Source organism: Streptomyces sp. NPDC030296, assembly GCF_055572815.1.
Window position 1 is genome coordinate 59,141 of record NZ_JBVICQ010000011.1, and the last position, 19,144, is coordinate 78,284.

Below are 19,144 nucleotides of genomic sequence, written 5' to 3' on the forward strand. Positions count from 1 at the left end.
GGCCGCCGTCAAGCAGGTGTCCGACGAGGTCGAGGACATGAAGGGCGTCGTCACGGTCACCCCGGCGACGTACAACAAGGCCGGTGACACGGCGATGATCACCGTGGTCACGGACTCCAAGCCGTCGTCCGTGGCGACCGAGGACGTGGTCCACGAGATCCGCGGCGCCGGGCCGGCGATCAAGGCCGACTCCGCCGCGAACGTCCTCGTCACGGGCGCGACGGCGATGAACATCGACGTCTCCCAGAAGCTCGACGACGCGCTCGTGCCGTATCTGGTCCTGGTGGTCGGCCTCGCCTTCCTGCTGCTGATCGTGGTCTTCCGTTCCGTCCTCGTCCCGCTGAAGGCGGCCCTCGGCTTCCTGCTCAGCGTGATGGCGGCGCTCGGCGCGGTGGTCGCGGTCTTCCAGTGGGGCTGGCTGGCGGACGTGGTGGGCGTCGAGGAGACCGGCCCGGTCATGTCGATGATGCCGGTCTTCATGGTGGGCGTCGTCTTCGGTCTCGCCATGGACTACGAGGTCTTCCTGGTGACCCGGATGCGCGAGGCGTACGTCCACGGCGAGCGTCCCGGACAGGCCGTGGTCACCGGCTTCCGGCACGGGGCGCGGGTGGTGACGGCCGCGGCGGTCATCATGATGGCGGTCTTCGCGGGCTTCATCGGCTCCAGCGAGTCGATGATCAAGATGATCGGCTTCGGTCTCGCCGTCGCGGTCCTCTTCGACGCCTTCGTGGTCCGGATGGCCATCGTCCCGGCCGTCCTCGCCCTGCTCGGCGACAAGGCCTGGTGGCTGCCGAAGTGGCTGGACCGGGCGCTGCCCGACGTCGACGTCGAGGGCGAGGGCCTGCGCACGCACGGCGACGCCGCCGAGAGCACGGAGCGGGGCGAGGAACTCGTACGCGCCTGACGCGCCTGCTTCCACGCAGAACGGCCGGTGAGGGCCTCGTGGGGACGGGGAGCCCTCACCGGCTGCGGTGTGCCGGGAGGCAGGGCGAGGTAGACGCGCCGAGCCATACAGGACAAGACCTGGCCTATATGGCTCCTAACGTGGCCGTATCAGTCCACGCCGAGCAACCGGAGCGATCATGGACACGCGGGTCCGCCCCTTCCGCATCGACATCCCGCAGGCCGAACTGGACGACCTGAACGACCGGTTGGCGCGCACGCGCTGGCCGCGACAGCTGCCGGGCGAGGGGACCGACCGGGGAGTCCCCGTGGCGGAGGTCAGGGACCTGGCCGAGTACTGGCGCACGACGTACGACTGGCGGATCCACGAACGCCGGCTCAACACGTTCCCCCAGCACCTCACCACGATCGACGGCCTCGACGTCCACTTCCTGCACGTCCGCTCGCCCCGGCCGGACGCCGTGCCGCTGCTCCTCTCCCACGGCTGGCCCAACTCGGTCGTCGAATTCACGCGGCTGATCGGCCCGTTGACCGAGCGCGGGTTCCATGTGGTCGCCCCGTCCGTCCCCGGGTTCGCCTTCTCCGAGGGCCCGCGCGAGACCGGCTTCGGCGTCGACCGGGTGGCCCGCATGTGGGCCGAGCTGATGAGCCGCCTCGGCTACGACCGCTACGGCACCCAGGGCGGCGACCTGGGCGCGTACCTGGCGCCCGCGGTGGCCCGCGTCGCCCCCGCGCACGTCATCGGCGTCCACATCAACGGCGGGTTCGGCTTCCCGACCGAGAAGGACCTGCCCGAACTGACGCCGGACGAGCGGGCGTTGTACGACATGATCCAGCAGTGGTCGCAGGGCGGGGTCGACCACCACACCCTGCTCCGCCACACCCCGCAGACCTTCGCGTACGGCTGGCACGACTCCCCGGTCGCCCAGCTCGCGTGGATGATGCAGAAGTTCCGGGACTTCGGAGTCCAGGGCCTGGACCGCGATCTGTTCCTCACCAACGTCACGCTCTACTGGCTGACCGGGACGTCCGGCACGTCGTCCTGGTTCATGTACGAGCGGGACGAGTTCACCTGGCCGGAGGGTCAGCGGCGGGTGCCGACCGGCGTGTACTGCGGGCCGCCGGCCGTCCGCCGCCTCGCCGAGCGCGACAACCGGATCGTGCACTGGCCCGAGTCCAATCCGGGCCACCACTTCGTGGGGATGGACGAGCCGGAGACCCTGGCCGCCGACATCCGCACCTTCTTCGACAAGATTCTCTGAGCACACCCGACGCCGGACGGCACGGCTCCGGACGGCTTCGGGGAACCCGAGGACGAGGAGGATCGCCGATGGCCGAGGACAAGCGGGTGGGGCCGCCCCACGCCGGATCCGAACGGGAGACGCTGCGGGCCTTCCTCGACTACCACCGCGCGACCCTCGCCATGAAGTGCGAGGGCCTCACCGACGCGGAGCTGCGACAGCGGTCGATGCCGCCGTCCACGCTGTCGCTGCTCGCGCTGGTCCGCCACATGGCCGAGGTGGAACGCGCCTGGTTCCGCCGGGTGTTCGAGGACAACGCCGCGCCCATGGTCTGGTCGGACGAGATCGACTTCCAGGCCGCGTACGACGACAGCGCCTCGACACGGGCGGAGGCGTTCGCCGCGTGGGAGGCGGAGGTGGAGCACTCCCGCCGTATCGAGCGCGCGGCCCCCTCCCTCGACCTGACCGGCCGCCAGCCGCGCTGGGACGAGGAGGTCTCCCTGCGGATGGTCATGGTCCACGTCCTCCTGGAGTACGGCCGCCACAACGGCCACGCGGACCTCCTGAGGGAGGGCGTGGACGGGGAGGTCGGGGCGTGACGGTTCCGCCGGCCTGACGCCGCCGAGCGAGACGGGCGGGCCGCGCGGGCCGCCGGTCAGCGGCCGCGTCCGGGTGGCGGTTCGGCGGGGCGGGCGGCCGGGAGGGCGCGGGGCAGGGCGGCGGGCGTACGCGCACCGCTCGTCGGTGGCTGGGGAGCGACCACCGACCGGCTGCGCGCCGCCGCGGCGGCCGCGGTGGGGTTGCTCCCGGCCACGGTTCCGGTCCCGACCGTGGCGGCTGAGCCCGCCGCGGCCCCCGCGACCGCACCGACCCCCGTTCCCGCTCCCGGTCCCGCGCCCCGTCGGGCAGGTGGCGGGGTCGGCCGAAGCGTGGGGTCCGCTCGCAGGGCCCGGCGGTGGGTTTCCTCGGTGCCGCGGGCCTCCGGGGACAGGGCGGAGCGGCGGGACAGTTCGCCGAGCAGGCGGTCGGTGGTGTGCTCATGGCGCGCGACGGTCGCCGGGTTGGTGTCGCCCCGGGAGACGGCGGTGTGCCGCTCGGCCAGATTGTGGGCGAGGAGGTCGATGACCTCGTGATCGCCACGGGCCAGGAGCGTGGGCTCCGGCCGGTGCGGCGGCTCCGCCGTGCGCAGCGCGGCCGCGCGATCGGCCACGGCGCGCCAGGGGGCCTCGGGCGCCGGCAGGATCGGCGCGGCGGAACGGGCGATGCGGTCCAGTTCCGGCAGGGCGTAGTCGGGGGCCGTCACGACCGCCGCCGCGTGCCGCGCCACGAACTGCGCCGCCTCGGCGGTCGTCTGCACGCGCGCGTGCTCCCGCTCGACGGCCGCCACCAGCGACGCCCCCGCCCCGCTCGTCCCCGCGTCCGAGGAGAGGCCACCGGGGGCGATGTGCTGCATGTGCACGGTCTCCCCGCCCCGGCGCAACACCGAGGCGAAGTCGCCCAGGCCCTCCCGTTCCAGGGCGGCGGCACCCCGTACGACCCCACGCAGTGCCGCGTCGTGGATGTCGGGGTCGACCAGGCGGCCGTGGCCGTGCCGCTGGAGCTCGTCGAGGTAGCGGGTCATGACGCCGAGCCGGCTGACGGGGCCGGGCACGGCCACGAACGCGGTCTCGATGCGGTACCGGGCGACCCCCTCGGGGAGCCGCGCCGAGCGGATGCGGCGGCAGATGTCCTCGTACTCGGCGGGGGTGACCATCGCGGATTCGAGCAGGATGTTGTAGCCGCGGGAGAGGGCGAGGTCCTGGGCCTGCTCCCACCAGCGGTCGCCGTCCGGGCGGACCAGCGCGTCCGCCTCCTGGGGGCGCTCGGCCTGCCAGCGGGCGTACTCCGGGTGGTGCGGGTTGTAGAAGTCCATGTTGATCCAGGCCGAGGGACCGCCCCGGTCCAGCGCGTCCTTGACCATACGGGTCACGGCGGTCTTCCCGGCGCCGGTCTGCCCGGCCACGATGACGGCGACCGGGGCCCGCTGCGGTGCGCAGCCGTCGAGGAAGACGGGGGCGATCTGCTCGCGGAAGATCCGCTGGTTCTCGGCGAGGGGCAGCCGCCCTTCGAGGGTCGGCCCCTTCGGCGTCCCCGTCGGCGTCCCCGTCGACGTCGCGGGGTCGTTCGGCGACCGGCTCACGCGTCGCCGCCCGGCAGTCGGGCCAGTTCCGTACGGACCCGGTGGCACAGGGCGTGCGCGTCGGCCAGGGCGTCCGTGTCGTCGGGGCGCAGGCCCAACTGGAGTCGGTTCAGCTCCCGCTGGCGTGCGAGCAGGTGCTCGCGGGTGGCTCCGGCGGCGTCGCGCAGGGCGGCCGAGACCTCGCCGACGGTCCTGCGCAGGTCACCGAGGGCCGCCTCGTAGGGCTCATCCGCGTACAGGCCGCCGCCGAGCGGCTCCACCCGCGAGAGCACGGGCTCGGAATCGGGCTGCTCCGTCATGGGGGTGTCCCTCCGTCGTCATCGAGTCGTCGTAGGTACGGGTATGCGTACGGGTCGGGTCGTGGTCGGCGCCGTAGGGGCGGTCGCGGTCAGAGACGTGCGCCGAGGGGGCGGTGGTTCAGGCGAGGTGTGCGGTGTCGCCCCACCGCACCAGCTTCAGCCGTCCGCCTGTGCCGTTCCAGCACGAGACCGAGGCGTTGGGGACCGGCGGCAGGGTGTCGGGGGAGGGTGCGCCCAGGCCGGCCAGGACGAAGCGGAGGGTGATGACGATCGCGTCGTGCGCCACGAGCAGCACCCGCCGTCCGGGCGCGGCCCGGTCCAGCTCCGTCACGAAGTCCCGTACGCGCAGCGCGACATCGGCCATCGCCTCGCCGCCCGGCGGCCGGTACGCCCACTCGCCGAGCAGGGCCCGCCGTGCGGCCTCCTCAGGGGCGCGGGCTCGCAGCGCGCCCGGTGGGTGCAGTTCGAAGACGCCCATCTCCCGGTCCCTGAGCCGCTCGTCGACGAGCAGCTCGGGCGGGGTCACCCGTGGGTGCGCGGCCATGACCTGCCAGGTCTCCCGGGCCCGGGCGTAGGGCGAACAGACCACGAGGTCCGGCCCCGTCCCCTCGTCCAGCCCGGCGAGCCAGCCGCCCAGCGACCGGGCCTGCTCTCGTCCCAGCGGAGACAGGGGGACGTCCGTGTCCCGTCCGGGGACCGGCAGTTCCGTGGAGCCGGTGCGCTCGGCCTCGGCGAAGGCGACGTTCGCCGTGCTCTGCCCGTGCCGTACCGCCCACAGCCCGCGCAGTGAACTGGGCGCCGCGAGCCCGCCCTTGTGCATCTCATCGGCCATCCGGTCATTCTGCTCGACCGGAACGCCGGCGTTCAGTACGCGATCGCCGGTCTTGCCGGGCTTCAGCGCGCGATCACGGGCGTTCAGCGCGCGACCGCCGGTGTTCAGTGCGCGACCGGCGTCGCCGTGTACGTGCGGCGGAGGAAGCGGATCAGGGCCTTCGTGTCGAACTGCATCACCGCGACCCCGTGGGCGGAGTGGAACTCCATGACGGCCTGGACCCGCCCGCAGGGCCAGATGCTGACCGGGCCGGCGGTCGCGGGGGTGCGCAGGCCGCGTTCGAGGAGGTCGCGGGGGAAGGTCCACTCGTGGGGGCCGGGCAGCCCCACGTGGACGGCGGTGGGGCCGCCGTCCGGGTCGTAGCGGAGGATCACGGGGACCGTGTCCCGGTCCTCGGGGGAGTCCGTGACGACATGAGCCCGAGCGTACTGCTCGACGGTGACAGGCATCGGGCGGCTCCTCACGCTGAGTGACCCAAGCAGAAGCTGTTGATCCGCTCTCCGTGCCCCTCCAATGTCGCATATTTTCCGCAATCCGCCCGCGGAGGAGGGTGCCGGGCCGGCCCAGTTCGCCGCCGGGCCGCACGCTCCGCGCCACCTTCAGGGCGAACGCCCAGCCGCCGGTGCGGGCGTACACCCCGAAGTCGCGTGCGTCACGGGCGACTTGCTCGTCCACGACGTCCTCGGCGTCGACCGCGTCGCCGTCCACAGCGGTCGGGGCCGGCGCGTCGGGCAGCGATCTGTTCGCTATTCGAAGTGAAGGCGCTCTTGCAAGACCCTCGCAATAAGGCCCTATCATCGTAAGGTTCCAGCCACGCGCAGCCGGATGCGATCGCCACCGGGCGATCCGGAGAGCGAGCCCTCGCATGCATGTCCCCGACGGATTCATCAACGCCCCCGTCTCGGCGGTCGCCGGTGTCGTCGCCGCAGGTGCCGTCGCCGTCTCCCTGCGCGGCGCGCGCAGGGAGCTGGACGAGCGGACGGCGCCGCTCGCCGGACTGGTCGCCGCGTTCATCTTCGCCGTGCAGATGCTGAACTTCCCGGTCGCGGCCGGCACCAGCGGCCATCTGCTCGGCGGTGCGCTCGCCGCGATACTCGTGGGCCCCTTCACCGGGGTGCTGTGCGTGTCCGTGGTGCTCCTCATGCAGGGCATCCTCTTCGCCGACGGCGGCCTCACCGCGCTCGGCGTGAACATCACCATCATGGCCGTCGTCACCACCGTCGTGGCCTACGCCGTCTTCCGCGGGCTGGTCAAGGTCCTGCCGAGGAAGCGACGCTCCGTGACCGTCTCCGCCTTCGTCGCCGCGCTCGTCTCGGTGCCCGCCGCGGCCGCCGCGTTCACCTTCGTCTACGCGATCGGCGGCACCACGGACGTGCCGCTCGGCTCCGTCCTCACCGCCATGGTCGGCGTGCACACCCTCATCGGCATCGGCGAGGCAGCGATCACCGCCGCCACCGTCGGCGCCGTCATCGCCGTACGCCCGGACCTCGTGCACGGCGCCCGCGGGCTGAGCGCCCCGCTGAAGCTCCGGGTGAACGGCGAGCTCGTCGACGCCGCCCCCGCCGCCGGTCCCACGCCCGTGCCGGTGGCCGCCCGGTCGCCCCGCAAGCTCATCCTCGCCGGGCTCGGCACCTCCCTGCTCCTCGCCGGTGTCGTCAGCTTCTACGCCTCCGCGAACCCGGACGGGCTGGAGAAGGTCGCCGCCGACAAGGGCATCGACGCCAAGGTCGAGGACCACGCCGCCGCCGACTCCCCGCTCGCCGACTACGGCGTGAAGGGCCTCACCGACGCCCGGCTCTCCGGCGGTCTCGCGGGAGTGATCGGTGTCGGTGTCACCGTCGTCGCCGGCACCGGGATCTTCTGGGCCGTGCGCAGGCGCCGGGCCGGCGAGGCCGAGGCGACCTCCCCGTCCTCCGTGCCCGAGAGCGTCTGACATGGGCGCCGGCCACGCCCACAGGCTCTACCGGCACGCGCACTCGCCGGTGCACGCCCTGCCGCCGCACACCAAACTCGCGGCCGTCTTCGCCTTCGTGGTCGTCGTCGTGTCGACCCCGCGCGAGGCGATGTGGGCGTTCGCGCTGTACGCCGTGCTCCTCGCCACGGCCGCGGGCGTCGCCCGGGTGCCCGCCGGGTTCCTGCTGCGGCGGCTGCTGATCGAGGTGCCGTTCGTCGCCTTCGCTTTGCTCATGCCGTTCGTGGCGCAGGGCGAACGGGTCGAGGTGCTCGGCATGTCGCTGAGCGTCGGCGGACTGTGGGGCGCCTGGAACGTCCTCGCCAAGGGCACCCTCGGTGTCGCCGCGTCCGTCCTCCTCGCCGCCACCACCGAGCTGCGCGAACTCCTCCTCGGGCTGCAACGCCTCAAGCTGCCGCCGCTGCTCGTCCAGATCGCGTCCTTCATGATCCGCTACGGCGACGTCATCACCGACGAGATGCGCCGGATGCGGATCGCCCGCGAGTCACGCGGCTTCGAGGCGAGCGGCGTCCGGCACTGGGGCGTGCTCGCCAAGTCCGCCGGGGCGCTGTTCATCCGCTCCTACGAACGCGGGGAACGCGTCCACCTCGCCATGATCAGCCGGGGGTACGCCGGCACCATGCCCGTGATCGACGAGGTGACCGCCTCGCGGGCGCAGTGGTCGTACGCCTTCGCCCTCCCGTTCGCCGCGCTCGTCGTCTGTCTGCTGGGATGGACCCTGTGACCGTGTCCAAGGAACCCGCACCCCCGTCCCTCGAAGTCGCCGGGCTCGCCTTCGCCTATCCCGACGGCCACCAGGCCCTCTTCGGGGTCGACTTCACCATCGGCCGGGGCGAACGGGTCGCGCTGCTCGGGCCGAACGGCGCCGGCAAGACCACCCTCGTCCTGCACCTCAACGGCATCCTCACCGGGGGCGCCGGCACGGTCGCCGTCGCCGGACTGCCGGTCGGCAAGCAGCACATGGCGGAGATCCGGCGGAAGGTCGGCATCGTCTTCCAGGACCCCGACGACCAGCTGTTCATGCCGACCGTGCGGGAGGACGTCGCGTTCGGCCCGGCCGCCGCCGGGATGAAGGGCCCCGAACTGGAGGCCCGCGTCGACCGCGCGCTCGCCCGGGTCGGCATGGCCGAGTTCAAGGACCGGCCCCCGCACCACCTCTCTTTCGGGCAGCGCCGCCGGGTCGCCGTCGCCACCGTGCTCGCCATGGAGCCGGAGATCCTCGTCCTCGACGAGCCGTCGTCCAACCTCGACCCCGCCTCGCGCCGCGAACTCGCCGACATCCTGCGCTCCTTGGACGTCACCGTCCTCATGGTGACCCACGACCTGCCGTACGCCCTGGAGCTGTGCCCGCGTTCGCTGGTGCTCAGCGAGGGCGTCATAGCCGCCGACGGGCCCACCGGTGAACTCCTCGCGGACGACGACCTGATGCGGGCCCACCGCCTGGAGCTGCCGTTCGGCTTCGACCCGAGGTCGGTCGCCGCGGGGAGCTGAGGACAATGGGGCGCGTGACGAACCAAGAGGACGCCGCGTGGCCCGGGTCGCTGCTCCTCGACGAGCAGCTGTGCTTCGCGCTGTACGCGGCCCAGCGCGCGGTCACGGCCGCGTACCGCCCGCTGCTCGACGAACTCGGCCTGACCTACCCGCAGTACCTGGTCATGCTCTGCCTGTGGGAGCGGCGTGAGACCACGGTCAAGGAGCTGGCCGGCGCCCTGCGACTGGACTACGGCACGGTCTCGCCGCTGCTGAAGCGGCTGGAGGCGGCGGGCCTGCTGAGCCGGCGCCGCTCCGCCCGCGACGAGCGCTCGGTCCGGATCACGCTCACGGGGCGCGGCGAGCAGCTCCGCGACCGGGCGGAGGCCGTCCCCGAGACCCTGGCCGCCGCCACGGGCCTGCGGGGCGGCGACGTGGCCCGCCTGCGGGCGGAACTCTGGGAGCTGGCGGCACGGGCGGAGCGGTCGGCACGGAAGACGGCCACCTGACGGGGACGGACGCGGCCCCGCAGTACCGCTCACCGCGCCCCGCCTCCGGGACCGCCCGTTGTTACCGCTGGTTACTACCCCCTGGTAACCGCTGTCACCTACCAGCCGGTACCTTGTGCACGATGTACTTGTGCGCGCTTTTCCTGGGGGAGGCACATTCATGACCGACGGCGCCGCTGTCGAGACCCGCTCCGACAGTCCTGCTCAGGCCCGTCCGGACACCCGTCCGGCGAAGATCATGTATGTGGCCGAGGCCACCGCGCACGGCGGCCGGGACGGCTACATCACCAGCCAGGACGGCCACATCGACCTGAGGGTCGCCATGCCCCCCGAGCTGGGCGGCGACGGCAACGGCACCAACCCCGAGCAGCTGTTCGCGGCCGGCTACAGCTCCTGCTTCCACAACGCGCTGGTCCTCGTCGGCCGCCGCGAGGGCTACGACCTCACCGGCTCCACGGTCGCCGCGAAGGTGGGCATCGGCCCCAACAAGCAGCGCGGCTACGGCCTCGCCGTCGCCCTCAGCGTCTCCCTGCCCGTCCTCGACCAGGACATCGCGGCCAAGCTCGTGGACGCGGCCCACCAGGTCTGCCCCTACTCCAACGCCACCCGCGGCAACATCGACGTGACGATCGTGCTGGGCTGAGGACCCCACGGGTGCACGGGGCATGGGGAGTCCTGCACGGGCACCCCGAGCCCCGGCCGGAGGAATCCCCGGCCGTGCGTGTACGTTGCAGCCGTCGTCGTGGCGAGTGAACGGAACGGAGCGCCGGCGTGGATGTGAACGGCACGGTCGCCGAGGGCTTCGAGCCGGTGCGGGAGGCGTTCCTCCGCAACTTCGAGGCGTTCGGCGAGAAGGGCGCGGCGGTCGTCGTCTACCAGCAGGGCCGCAAGGTCGTCGACCTGCGGGCCGGCACCCGGGACGTGGACGGCGACGAGCCTTGGCAGCAGGGCACCGCCCAGATCCTGCGCTCCGCCACCAAGGGCGTCGCCGCCGCCGCGCTGCTGATGCTGGCCGAGCGCGGCGAGCTGGACCTGGACGCCCCGGTGGGCCGCTACTGGCCCGAGTTCAAGGCGCACGGCAAGGACGGCGTCCTCGTGCGGCACGTCCTCAACCACCGGGCGGGTCTGCCCGTCCTCGACCGCCCCCTCACCCCCGCCGAGGCGCTGGACCCCCGCCGCGGCCCCGAGGCCGTCGCCGCCCAGACGCCCGCCTGGGAGCCCGGCACCGCGCACGGCTACCACCCCCTGACGTACGGCTGGCTCCTCGACGAGCTGGTGCGGCGCGTGACGGGCCGGGGTGCCGGTGAGTGGATCGCGTCGGAGATCGCGGCGCCCCTCGGCCTCGACCTCTGGCTCGGTCTGCCCGACTCGGTGGCCGCCGAGGGCCGGGTGGGCCGCGCCGGGCGGCTGCCGTCGCCACCCGAACCCACCGGGGGACTGCGCGTGCGCGCGAAGCGGTCGGTCACCGCCGCCTACGACGACCCCGACTCCCTCACCCGGCGCGCCTTCGCCGCGATCACCCCGTTCCCCGACCAGAACGACCCCGCGTACCGCGCGACGGCGCTGCCCGCCACCAACGGCATCGCCACGGCGGACGCCCTCGCCCGCTTCTACGCCGCGCTGATCGGCGAGGTCGACGGCGTACGACTGCTCGCCCCGGCCACGAGGGAGGCGGCCCGCGCGGAGGAGTCGGCCGGCCCCGACCGCACCCTGGTCATCAACACCCGCTTCGGCCTCGGCTACATGCTGCACGGCACCGCGTCACCGCTCCTCGGCCCCGGCTCTTTCGGCCACCCCGGCCGAGGCGGCCCGCTCGGCTTCGCCGACCCGGACACGGCCACGGGGTTCGCCTACGTCACCAACGGCTACCGCAAGACGGTCACAGCGGACCCGAGGGCCCAGGCCTTGGTGAAGGCGCTGAGGTCCGCGCTGTCGCAATAGGGCGCGCGAAGCCCTGCCCCGGGGCGCGGGGAACTGCGCGAACAAGCCCCACCCACCCGCGGCCGCCAACGAGAGCGCACCCCCGAGCTGTCAGGCGCCCCGGCCACCCCAGCGGAGCGAAGACGCGGCCGCCCGGACACCGAAGACGCCCCAGAACTCCCCCGCAGAATGCCCTGGCGCGCTCCGATGAACCGGACGGCCGCCCTCCGTGAGCGGCGATCCCAGCATGCGCGACATTTCCCGCGCTGTCGTTCGCACCCAGTCCACAGTCGCTTGGCACCCCGTCCACGGCCGGACCGCCCGGCGGCACCACCGGCACGGCGGACGGCTGCCCCCGGCCGCGCGGGGCCGCGGGCAGCCGCCCGGTCACCAGGACTTGTCACAGCTCAGAGGGCTATCGGGTGGGACGTCCTGCCCGACGCCTCGTCTATCTCGTCGTGCGCCTTGGTGAGCAGTTTCATGGCCAGCTCGTTGAGGGCCCGCGCGCCCGCTATCTCCTCGCCGACCCGTGGCTGATTGGAGTCGGTGTGGTGGCGGCTCGCGTACCCGTTGGCCCGGACCTCCTTGCCGTCGGGCAGCCGTACGAGCGCCGCCGCCCGCGTCTTCTGTTCGTCCTCCTGGAACTCCAGCTCGATGTGCCATCCCACAGCGGTGTGCATCATGACGATCACCTCCGGAAACCGCTCTTTCCAGAGTGCTCCTCCGGGCCCGCCGACGCACGACCTGGCCGACCCTCGGCCCCGCGCCCCCCGCCCGCCCCGTCAGGCCCCTACCCGGCCCGCAGCATCAACCCGATGCCGACCACCAGCAACCCGGCCGCCACGACGCGCGGAGCGCCGAACCGCTCCTTGAAGAACACCGCACCGATCGCCGCCCCCACGATGATCGACGACTCCCGCAGCGCCGCGATCGGCGCCAGCTCCGCCTTCGTCTGGGCCCACAGGACCAGGCCGTACGCCACCACGGACAGCGCGGCGCCCAGCAGGCCCACGGCGGCGACCGGGCGCAGCAGAGCCACCGTCTCGCCGCGCCAGCGGTACACCGCGTACGCGGGGACGGCCAGTCCTTCCAGCGCCATCAGCCAGGCGATGTAGCTCATGGGGGACCCGGCGGCGCGTACGCCGAGGCCGTCGACGACCGTGTACGCCGCGATCGACAGGCCCGTGGCGAGCGCCGCGCCGATCGCGGCCCAGTGGGGCCGGGCCCCGCGCAGGCCCCACAGGGCGACCCCGGTCAGTCCGGCGCAGCTGAGCAGGATGCCGGCCGCGGCCCAGCCGTCCGGCACCTCGTGGGCGAAGACGGCGGCGAGAACGGTGACGACGAGGGGCGCGGAGCCGCGGGCGATGGGGTACGCCTGGCCGAAGTCGCCCAGCCGGAAGGACGTCATCAGCAGCACGTAGTAGAAGAGGTGGAGGATCGTCGAGGCGATGAGGTAGGGCCAGGCGGCGGGCTCCGGCAGGGGGACGAACGGTACGGCCGCGAAGCCGATGAGTGTGCCGCCGCCGGATATCAGGGTGAAGCCGACGAGCTTGTCCGTGATGTTGTGGGCTATCGCGTTCCAACTGGCGTGGGTGACCGCGGCGAGCAGCACCGCCGCGGTCACCAGCGGCGTCATGGGGTCCCGTCCTGTGCGTCGGTGGGCATGGTCGGCAGGCTAGCGCGACGCTGTGTCGGGCTGGGAGCCCAGCCCTGCTCACCACCCACCGCTCCGACTTGACCGTCGGCGGCGAGGGAGACCGAGCTTCCTCCGGCCACCAGCAGATACCGACACGCCAGTCATGCCGTCGGCGAAGCGCGTGGACTGGTCACGTGGAGCGATTCAGCCAACTTGCCCTATAAGCAGTGATGTTGACGGCGGTACAACTATAGGTTCTTCCTGACCATCCTTGATCGTTTCACGGGGGAACCTTGTCGCTTTCGCGTGCAAGATTGTTGTTCTCGGCGTGCGCCGGAGCCGCCGCTCTCACTGCATTCACCGTTCTCGGCGCCGCCCCGCCGGCAAGCGCAGCTGCACCCAACGAGGCATGCAGCCTCCTCTACAGCGCCCGCATCACGTTCTGGGCGATGACGTGCAGCGAGCCGGGTGAGCCGATGATCGGAGGCTTCGCCACTTGGCGCAACATGCCGATCACCTTCGATCAGGTCGACACTGCGTCGGCGACCGTACAGGCGGCCACCTATCTGCGTGTCAGCCCGAACACGTCGAGCAGTCCGCTGGCCCCCAACATCGAGATCGGCCTGTACGCGGAGAAGACGGGGAAGACCACCCACACCTACGGGCCACGCTGGTCGGAGCTGTCCACCAGTGGCGGTCGCACGACGGCCATCAAGGCCGGGGTCAATCCGACCAAGCCGGACAAGCGCAACCACACCTATATGACCGTGCGTCAGGACTCCGGCAATCAGTGGGACGTGCTCTACGACTTCAACAAGGTCGGCTCCACCACCAAACAGCTCAAGGTTGTCGGCGGGAGCACCAACCGCATCGACGTCGGCCTTGAGGTGACGGGGCCGAAATACATCAACGTCCCCTCGATCGCGAATCGCATGCAGTTCATGACCGGGAACAAAGTGTGGCAGCAGGTGGCGACAGGCAATGTGGCCAAGTCCGTGACGCTCCCCGCGTGCGGCACGAGCCACAAGCCGCCGAACTGCTTCACCACCAAGCTGACCGACAGCAGCAAGTTCGTCCAGTGGACCGCGAGCAAGCCACGGCGGCAGGCCGCCGCCGTGGCCTCACCAGCCACCGCACCCGCTGCCTCGACTCATGGCCCGGGCGTCGGCGCGGCCGGCCTGCCCGCCACATTCAACGGCGTGGACCAGCAGGCTCTTCAAGCCTGCCTGGAGAACGACCCCGACACCTGTTTGGCAACCGTGCCCGGCCTGTCGGATTGCGTGGTCACGGTACGGGTCTGCAACGCCGCCGCTCTGCCGGCGGGTGAGCCATCCGGGGACGCCGAAACAGGTGCTGACGTGTCGGCCGCCGACATACGGGCGCGGGCCGCAGCCTCCTTCGACGTCCCCAGCGACGCCCTCGCCGTCGAGCCACCCGCCTCGTCCGCTGCGCTGAGGGCTCACCCGAACGCAGCCGACGGCAACGCCGAAGCCACCTGGACGGTGTCCTCCGCCAGCTCCACCTCCGGCCTGCAGCACACCGACCGCCGCTTCGACGGGTTCACCGCCCTCTACTCCGCACACACCGGCGCACTGCTGGAGGCGTGCTGGGGCGACCTCTGCGATGCCCTCTGATCAGCGCATGCCGCAGATGCCCCGCCTTCCTCACGCCAAGAAGGAGTCCGCCAGTGAACACAGGCACCGCACTCGTACGTCTCGCCCGTTCCACCGCTATCGCGGCGGCGCTGACACTACTCACCGCGGCCACCACAACCGCCACTCACGCTGACCCGGCCGCTGACGATCCGGCTTCCGAGAGCACCGTGTTCGTCGACGCCGCCTCGCTTCCCTCCGATGAGCTGCGCAGCTTCGACCAGCTGATTCCGTATGCGGAATACGCGCGTTCCCACGGATCGAAGTCGGCATCGCCGCGGACGGCCGCCGACCGGGCTCCCGGTGACGAACGGGACCTGCGCCTGGAGTGCGCCGAGCAAGCAGCCAAAGCCAAGACTGCCACCGGCTGGATCAAGTCCCGCTTCGAAAGCTGCCAGAAGCGCCCCTTCGACCTCGTCCTGCGTGATGTCAGGGGTACGACCACACTCGGCCGCCTCCAGTTCGACCAGTGGGTCCTCGGCTTCGCCTACGACGGCAGCCGACGCGTCGACTACGTAGCCAGCATCGAGAACATATGGGTCAATCCCATACCCACCGAAGATGCCAAGAAGTGGAGGCTCGGCCAGCACTTCCGCCACAGCATCAACGCATCCAACAGCGATGCGGACCCCAGGGTGAACGCGCCGCAGACCGAGGCCCGCGACGAATTGCTCGGCGTGTGGGACAGCAAGCCCCAATGGACCCTCACCTACACATCCCCGGACAAGGGCGCCTTGTTCAAGGACGGCAACCAGCAACGCGTCTCTTCGACCGTCGCGATGGACCTGAGCGCCAGCTCCCCCAACGCCGCCCCTTACACCGACGGTGGCAGCGTCTACAAGTCGAGCATCCGCTACGACTATGCCGGCCCTGTCGCGGGCAAGCACAAAGGCACCGTCTTCACCAAAGCCCGTGTGGAACTCGTGATGAGCCAGAAGGACCCGGCAGTCAACGAAAGCGCACTGCACATCTACGACGCTCTGAACCGCCCCGAGCGCACCTTCCCCTCCTGGGTCGGCAAGAGCGTCCCGGGAGCGAAGGAACCCCTGCACCGAGTCGTCAACGAAAAGACCGTCGACGACAATCGTGAAAAGTCCATCAGCGAGTGCAAGAAGGTCTGGGGCAACTACACCGGCACCGGCCTGGAGTGTGACGAGTACCCCTTCGCCTCCACGAAGGAAGGGTCCACCAAGGGCGACAACCGTTTCTCTGTCCGGTTGATCACCGGTACGGACAACCGAAAGGGTGGAGAGCGTCTCAACGCGATGTACACCCTCAACCGCATCCTTGACGACGACCCCTTCTACGTGAAGATCACCAAGTAGCGGAAAGGCACCCTCCAACCGTGGCTCTTCTCGCCGAACACAACATCACCGCCATCCCCGGCCGACGCGTGATCGAGGTCTATGACGCGGACGCCTACGTCGGCGACGAAGCAGCCCTTGATTCCGCAGAGACCCAGGTGGTGGCCGGCAACGGCTATCACCTGTATCTCCTCAGCCTGCAACCGGACATGAAGGTCCAGGTGACCATCCGCATCTGGGACAGCCCACCCACTCCGCCCGCCGAGGCCGAGGGCCACACCGACATCAGCCTCGAATCCGAGACGGGCACTCTTGTCATCGGCCAACTGGACCGCGGGCCCGCCGACGAAGTGACTCTGCCCCGCCCCGGTGTGTACGAGGGCCACGCCTGGTGGCAGGGGCGCCAAGCAGCAGCCGACTATTACGACACCACCCTCGACCAGTTCACTGACGAATCCCCCGAAGGTGAACTCGTCGAAGTCTGGAACCGCTGTCCCGTCACCGAACGCTATGTTCTCGACCTCGCCTACAGCCGCGAACCTGAAGTCGTCGATGACGACGACCTTTGAGATCACTACGGTTGGCCCCGCGATTGTGTTGGAGGCAACCCCGTCTGGAGCGTACGTGCGTGCACGGAAGGAACGGACCTCCAGTTCCTCGAGCTCCTGAAGGGCCCCCACCCACCCGCACCCCGAAAACCGGTCCGGACACAGAGACGGCACTGGACCAGAGTGATCGGGTTCCCTGACGATCGGGGTATGACAGAGACTCCGCCGACATCGACCCACACCCCCCGCGCCTTCCTCGTGCTGCACGGCTGGCAGAACCACCGGCCGGTCGGGCACTGGCAGTACTGGCTGGCCGACCGGCTCGCCGACCTGGGGCACGAGGTGGTGTACCCGCAACTTCCGGAGGCCGACGATCCGGATCTGGAGCGGTGGCTGGCGGAGCTGGACGCGCTGCTGGGGGAGTTGGCGGGCAGGCGGGTCACCGTGGTGTGCCACAGCCTCGCCTGTCTGCTGTGGCTGCACGCCGTGGCCCGCGACGACGTCCTGTCCGGGCCGGTCGAGCGGGTCCTCCTCGTCGCGCCGCCGTCCGCGGAGGTCGCCCTGGAGAACCCGGAGATCGCCGAGTTCGCCCCGCCGCCGCTGACGCCGGAGCGGGTCGCGGCGGCCGCCGCGACCACCCGGGTCGTCGGCACCGACAACGACCCGTACTGCCCGCAGGGCGCGGCCGCCGCGTACGCCGAACCGCTGGGCCTGCCCGTCGACGTACTGCCGGGCGAGGCCCACCTCAACCCCGACTCGGGCTACGGGCCCTGGCCGTCGATGCTCGACTGGTGCCTCGCGGCCTCCTCCGACGGGTACGCGGAGATGGCGGTCCGGGACCGTTCCGCGCAGCGGGCGGACGCGTCCGGGACCTGAACCGCCGCGCTCAGCTGCTGCCCGCCTTGAGGAGCGCCGCCACGATCGGGCCCGCGGACTCGCTGCCGTGGCCGCCCTCCTGGACGACGCCGGCGGAGGCCAGGTCGCCCTTCCACGCGGTGAACCAGCCGTTGGGCTCCTTCTGGCCGTCGACCTCCGCCGAGCCGGTCTTCGCGCCGAAGTCGGGGCCGAGGCCCGCCATCGCCTCGGCCGCCGTACCCGCCGCGGCGGTGTACTGCAGGAGTTCGCGCAGCTGGGAGCGGACGGTCTGCGACATGGGCCGGGACGCGGTCGCGAGGGTGCGGCCGTCGACGGACGGGGCGACCAGGTAGGGCTGCTTGAAGACACCCGTCTTGGCCGTCGACACCACGGACGCCATGTTCAGCGGGTTCATCCGCACCCCGCCCTGCCCGATCAGGGAGGCGGCCATCGGCGCGGCGCTCTGCACCGGCACCGCGCCGTCGAAGGTCGGCACGCCGATCGCCCAGTTGTTCATGCCGAGACCGAAGACCTGCTGGGCCTCCAGGGTCAGCGAGTTGTCGTCGAGCTTCTTCGCCTGCGAGATGAAGGCGGTGTTGCAGGAGCGGGCGAAGCTCGCCTTGAACGTCCCGCCGTTGATCTTGAACTTGTCGTCGTTCTGGAACTTCCAGCCGCCGTACGACGAGTACTTCGGGCACGGGTGGACCTTGTTCGCCGAGGCCAGGCCCTTGTCGATGAGGAGCGCGGACGACACGATCTTCATGGTGGAGCCGGGGGCGAGGGAGCCCTGGAAGGCCACGTTGAAGCCGTGGCCCGAGTTGGCGACGGCCAGGATCTCGCCGGTCGACGGCCGCATCACGACCACCGACGCCCGCTTCCTGGTGTTCACCTGCTGCTCGGCGGCGGCCTGGAGGGACGGGCTGAGCGTCGTCCTCACCTCGCCGGGCGTGCCCTCGCTCAGCTCCAGCAGCGTCTTGTCGGCGTTCTTCTTCCTGCCCTTCTCGGCCTTCGCGCGCACCACCCGCAGTTCGACGCCCGCCTTGCCGCCGGCCTTCTTGCCGTACTTCTCCCGCAGCCCGTCCAGGACCGTGCCCAGCGACGGGTACTTCTTCGCCGTCAGCTCGCCGCCGTCCCGGTCCAGGGCCTTCACCGGGGGCGTCCCCGCCTCGCCGGTGACCAGCCGGTCGCCCTCGCCGAGCTCCGGGTGGACGACGGACGGTCGCCAGTCGACGACCGGTTCACCGTCCTTCTCGGCCCGCACGACGGTCAGGGACGACGTGTACGACAACGGCTTGTCCGTGCCCTTGTACGACACCGTGCCCTTCACCGAGAAGGCGACGTCGTCGCCCGCGCGCTTGCCGCGGGTGAGGGTGACGTCCTTGATGTGGGCGTCCTTGGCGAAGCCGGTCAGCGTGGTGCGCGCCGCCGCGGAGTCGTCCGTGGCGGCGGCGGCCTCGGCGACGGAGCCCTTCTGCCAGGCGGTGAGGAATGTGGTCGTGGCGGTCCGGACCTCGGCGGCGGACAGAGGGCCGGTCTTCACGGGCTTGGCGTCGCCGGCGGACGAGCGGTCCTCGGCGAACGCGCCGCCGCCGAACACGGAGTACACGGCGAAGGCGCCGCCGCCGAGCGCGACGATCGCCGCGCCGGCCAGGACGGCGGGCCGCCGTGACCTCGCCGGTGACTTCGCCGGGTCCGACCGCACCGGTGCCGGCGCGGGGGCCGACGCCGTGTGCGTCGAGTCCGGCCGTGCCGGCTTCGCCGACTTCCGATCGTCGACACGCCTTCTCTTACCCACTCTCCCGACCTTCCGCTGCGGTTGCCTCT

Annotated in this window: 20 protein-coding genes and 1 pseudogene; 13 read left to right on the forward strand and 8 right to left on the reverse strand. The window is 71.5% G+C overall.

Going from position 1 to position 19,144, the window contains the following annotated elements; translation table 11 throughout:
* Nucleotides 1-37: 37 nt before the first annotated feature.
* From ACZ4Z3_RS29410 to ACZ4Z3_RS29420, 3 genes are all read left to right on the forward strand, one after another.
* Entirely contained in the window at nt 38-904 is an 867-nt protein-coding gene (locus tag ACZ4Z3_RS29410; protein ID WP_468504037.1) for an MMPL family transporter, read from the forward strand.
* A 178-nt stretch (nt 905-1,082) separates the two neighbouring features.
* Nucleotides 1,083-2,165 carry an epoxide hydrolase family protein gene (locus tag ACZ4Z3_RS29415; RefSeq protein ID WP_468503864.1) on the forward strand — a complete coding sequence of 361 codons (1,083 nt, stop codon included), beginning with the start codon at nt 1,083-1,085 and terminating at the stop codon, nt 2,163-2,165.
* A 68-nt stretch (nt 2,166-2,233) separates the two neighbouring features.
* Nucleotides 2,234-2,743 (forward strand): DinB family protein, encoded by a 510-nt coding sequence (locus ACZ4Z3_RS29420; protein WP_468503865.1) that lies wholly within the window; start codon nt 2,234-2,236, stop codon nt 2,741-2,743.
* Between the two features lie 56 nt (nt 2,744-2,799).
* On the opposite strand, the gene ACZ4Z3_RS29425 is transcribed toward ACZ4Z3_RS29420, so the two are convergent.
* The 5 genes and pseudogenes from ACZ4Z3_RS29425 to ACZ4Z3_RS29445 all read right to left on the reverse strand — a co-directional run.
* The gene (locus ACZ4Z3_RS29425; RefSeq protein ID WP_468503866.1) at nt 2,800-4,323 is read right to left on the reverse strand and encodes a zeta toxin family protein; all 1,524 of its coding nucleotides are present in this window, start codon (nt 4,321-4,323) and stop codon (nt 2,800-2,802) included.
* On the reverse strand, nt 4,320-4,622 hold the full coding sequence (locus tag ACZ4Z3_RS29430) for a hypothetical protein (RefSeq protein WP_055540486.1): 303 nt from the start codon (nt 4,620-4,622) through the stop codon (nt 4,320-4,322). The genes ACZ4Z3_RS29425 and ACZ4Z3_RS29430 overlap by 4 nt, the downstream gene beginning before the upstream one ends.
* 118 nt (nt 4,623-4,740) lie before the next feature.
* A complete protein-coding gene (locus tag ACZ4Z3_RS29435; protein ID WP_468504038.1) occupies nt 4,741-5,454 on the reverse strand; it encodes a histidine phosphatase family protein in 714 nt (237 codons plus the stop codon).
* Between the two features lie 104 nt (nt 5,455-5,558).
* Nucleotides 5,559-5,903 carry an SsgA family sporulation/cell division regulator gene (locus ACZ4Z3_RS29440; protein WP_468503867.1) on the reverse strand — a complete coding sequence of 115 codons (345 nt, stop codon included), beginning with the start codon at nt 5,901-5,903 and terminating at the stop codon, nt 5,559-5,561.
* A gap of 118 nt (nt 5,904-6,021) precedes the next feature.
* Nucleotides 6,022-6,252: pseudogene (locus tag ACZ4Z3_RS29445) on the reverse strand (hypothetical protein); the annotation flags it as partial.
* Between the two features lie 67 nt (nt 6,253-6,319).
* Here ACZ4Z3_RS29445 and ACZ4Z3_RS29450 point away from each other — a divergent pair.
* From ACZ4Z3_RS29450 to ACZ4Z3_RS29475, 6 genes are all read left to right on the forward strand, one after another.
* Nucleotides 6,320-7,387: an energy-coupling factor ABC transporter permease gene (locus ACZ4Z3_RS29450; protein WP_468503868.1), complete on the forward strand. Its 1,068-nt coding sequence runs from the start codon at nt 6,320-6,322 to the stop codon at nt 7,385-7,387.
* 1 nt (nt 7,388) lies between these two features.
* Nucleotides 7,389-8,150, forward strand: coding sequence for a cobalt ECF transporter T component CbiQ (gene cbiQ / locus ACZ4Z3_RS29455; RefSeq protein ID WP_468503869.1), 762 nt, complete (start codon nt 7,389-7,391; stop codon nt 8,148-8,150).
* A complete protein-coding gene (locus ACZ4Z3_RS29460) occupies nt 8,138-8,917 on the forward strand; it encodes an energy-coupling factor ABC transporter ATP-binding protein (RefSeq protein ID WP_468503870.1) in 780 nt (259 codons plus the stop codon). Before cbiQ ends, ACZ4Z3_RS29460 begins: the two co-directional genes overlap by 13 nt.
* 14 nt (nt 8,918-8,931) lie before the next feature.
* Nucleotides 8,932-9,405 carry a MarR family winged helix-turn-helix transcriptional regulator gene (locus ACZ4Z3_RS29465; RefSeq protein WP_468503871.1) on the forward strand — a complete coding sequence of 158 codons (474 nt, stop codon included), beginning with the start codon at nt 8,932-8,934 and terminating at the stop codon, nt 9,403-9,405.
* Nucleotides 9,406-9,565: 160 nt separating this feature from the next.
* Complete coding sequence (locus ACZ4Z3_RS29470; protein ID WP_468503872.1) at nt 9,566-10,048, forward strand: organic hydroperoxide resistance protein; 483 nt, start codon at nt 9,566-9,568, stop codon at nt 10,046-10,048.
* Nucleotides 10,049-10,176: 128 nt separating this feature from the next.
* Nucleotides 10,177-11,346 (forward strand): serine hydrolase domain-containing protein, encoded by a 1,170-nt coding sequence (locus tag ACZ4Z3_RS29475; protein ID WP_468503873.1) that lies wholly within the window; start codon nt 10,177-10,179, stop codon nt 11,344-11,346.
* A gap of 386 nt (nt 11,347-11,732) precedes the next feature.
* Here the strand turns inward: ACZ4Z3_RS29475 and ACZ4Z3_RS29480 are convergent, their stop codons facing one another.
* Nucleotides 11,733-12,008 (reverse strand): DUF1876 domain-containing protein, encoded by a 276-nt coding sequence (locus ACZ4Z3_RS29480; protein ID WP_055521112.1) that lies wholly within the window; start codon nt 12,006-12,008, stop codon nt 11,733-11,735.
* A gap of 107 nt (nt 12,009-12,115) precedes the next feature.
* Nucleotides 12,116-12,961: an EamA family transporter gene (locus ACZ4Z3_RS29485; protein ID WP_468503874.1), complete on the reverse strand. Its 846-nt coding sequence runs from the start codon at nt 12,959-12,961 to the stop codon at nt 12,116-12,118.
* 449 nt (nt 12,962-13,410) lie between these two features.
* Between ACZ4Z3_RS29485 and ACZ4Z3_RS29490 the strand changes: the two genes are divergently transcribed.
* The 4 genes from ACZ4Z3_RS29490 (at nt 13,411) to ACZ4Z3_RS29505 (ending at nt 17,341) form a co-directional block, all read left to right on the forward strand.
* Nucleotides 13,411-14,595, forward strand: coding sequence for a hypothetical protein (locus ACZ4Z3_RS29490; protein WP_468503875.1), 1,185 nt, complete (start codon nt 13,411-13,413; stop codon nt 14,593-14,595).
* A gap of 53 nt (nt 14,596-14,648) precedes the next feature.
* On the forward strand, nt 14,649-15,938 hold the full coding sequence (locus ACZ4Z3_RS29495; RefSeq protein ID WP_468503876.1) for a NucA/NucB deoxyribonuclease domain-containing protein: 1,290 nt from the start codon (nt 14,649-14,651) through the stop codon (nt 15,936-15,938).
* A 20-nt stretch (nt 15,939-15,958) separates the two neighbouring features.
* Nucleotides 15,959-16,486 (forward strand): hypothetical protein, encoded by a 528-nt coding sequence (locus ACZ4Z3_RS29500; protein ID WP_468503877.1) that lies wholly within the window; start codon nt 15,959-15,961, stop codon nt 16,484-16,486.
* 189 nt (nt 16,487-16,675) lie between these two features.
* Complete coding sequence (locus ACZ4Z3_RS29505) at nt 16,676-17,341, forward strand: RBBP9/YdeN family alpha/beta hydrolase (RefSeq protein WP_468503878.1); 666 nt, start codon at nt 16,676-16,678, stop codon at nt 17,339-17,341.
* Nucleotides 17,342-17,351: 10 nt separating this feature from the next.
* Here ACZ4Z3_RS29505 and ACZ4Z3_RS29510 read toward each other — a convergent pair whose 3' ends face one another.
* On the reverse strand, nt 17,352-18,971 hold the full coding sequence (locus ACZ4Z3_RS29510; RefSeq protein ID WP_468504039.1) for a penicillin-binding transpeptidase domain-containing protein: 1,620 nt from the start codon (nt 18,969-18,971) through the stop codon (nt 17,352-17,354).
* Nucleotides 18,972-19,144 lie beyond the last annotated feature (173 nt).

What these genes read in the sequence shown, in the direction of transcription:
- ACZ4Z3_RS29410 (WP_468504037.1), top strand. Translation starts at nt 38, where the DNA reads ATGAAGGGCGTCGTCACGGTCACCCCGGCGACGTACAACAAGGCCGGT.
- ACZ4Z3_RS29415 (WP_468503864.1), top strand. Translation starts at nt 1,083, where the DNA reads ATGGACACGCGGGTCCGCCCCTTCCGCATCGACATCCCGCAGGCCGAA.
- ACZ4Z3_RS29420 (WP_468503865.1), top strand. Translation starts at nt 2,234, where the DNA reads ATGGCCGAGGACAAGCGGGTGGGGCCGCCCCACGCCGGATCCGAACGG.
- ACZ4Z3_RS29430 (WP_055540486.1), bottom strand. Translation starts at nt 4,622, where the DNA reads ATGACGGAGCAGCCCGATTCCGAGCCCGTGCTCTCGCGGGTGGAGCCG.
- ACZ4Z3_RS29435 (WP_468504038.1), bottom strand. Translation starts at nt 5,454, where the DNA reads ATGGCCGATGAGATGCACAAGGGCGGGCTCGCGGCGCCCAGTTCACTG.
- ACZ4Z3_RS29440 (WP_468503867.1), bottom strand. Translation starts at nt 5,903, where the DNA reads ATGCCTGTCACCGTCGAGCAGTACGCTCGGGCTCATGTCGTCACGGAC.
- ACZ4Z3_RS29450 (WP_468503868.1), top strand. Translation starts at nt 6,320, where the DNA reads ATGCATGTCCCCGACGGATTCATCAACGCCCCCGTCTCGGCGGTCGCC.
- cbiQ (WP_468503869.1), top strand. Translation starts at nt 7,389, where the DNA reads ATGGGCGCCGGCCACGCCCACAGGCTCTACCGGCACGCGCACTCGCCG.
- ACZ4Z3_RS29460 (WP_468503870.1), top strand. Translation starts at nt 8,138, where the DNA reads ATGGACCCTGTGACCGTGTCCAAGGAACCCGCACCCCCGTCCCTCGAA.
- ACZ4Z3_RS29470 (WP_468503872.1), top strand. Translation starts at nt 9,566, where the DNA reads ATGACCGACGGCGCCGCTGTCGAGACCCGCTCCGACAGTCCTGCTCAG.
- ACZ4Z3_RS29480 (WP_055521112.1), bottom strand. Translation starts at nt 12,008, where the DNA reads ATGATGCACACCGCTGTGGGATGGCACATCGAGCTGGAGTTCCAGGAG.
- ACZ4Z3_RS29485 (WP_468503874.1), bottom strand. Translation starts at nt 12,961, where the DNA reads ATGACGCCGCTGGTGACCGCGGCGGTGCTGCTCGCCGCGGTCACCCAC.
- ACZ4Z3_RS29490 (WP_468503875.1), top strand. Translation starts at nt 13,411, where the DNA reads ATGACGTGCAGCGAGCCGGGTGAGCCGATGATCGGAGGCTTCGCCACT.
- ACZ4Z3_RS29505 (WP_468503878.1), top strand. Translation starts at nt 16,676, where the DNA reads ATGACAGAGACTCCGCCGACATCGACCCACACCCCCCGCGCCTTCCTC.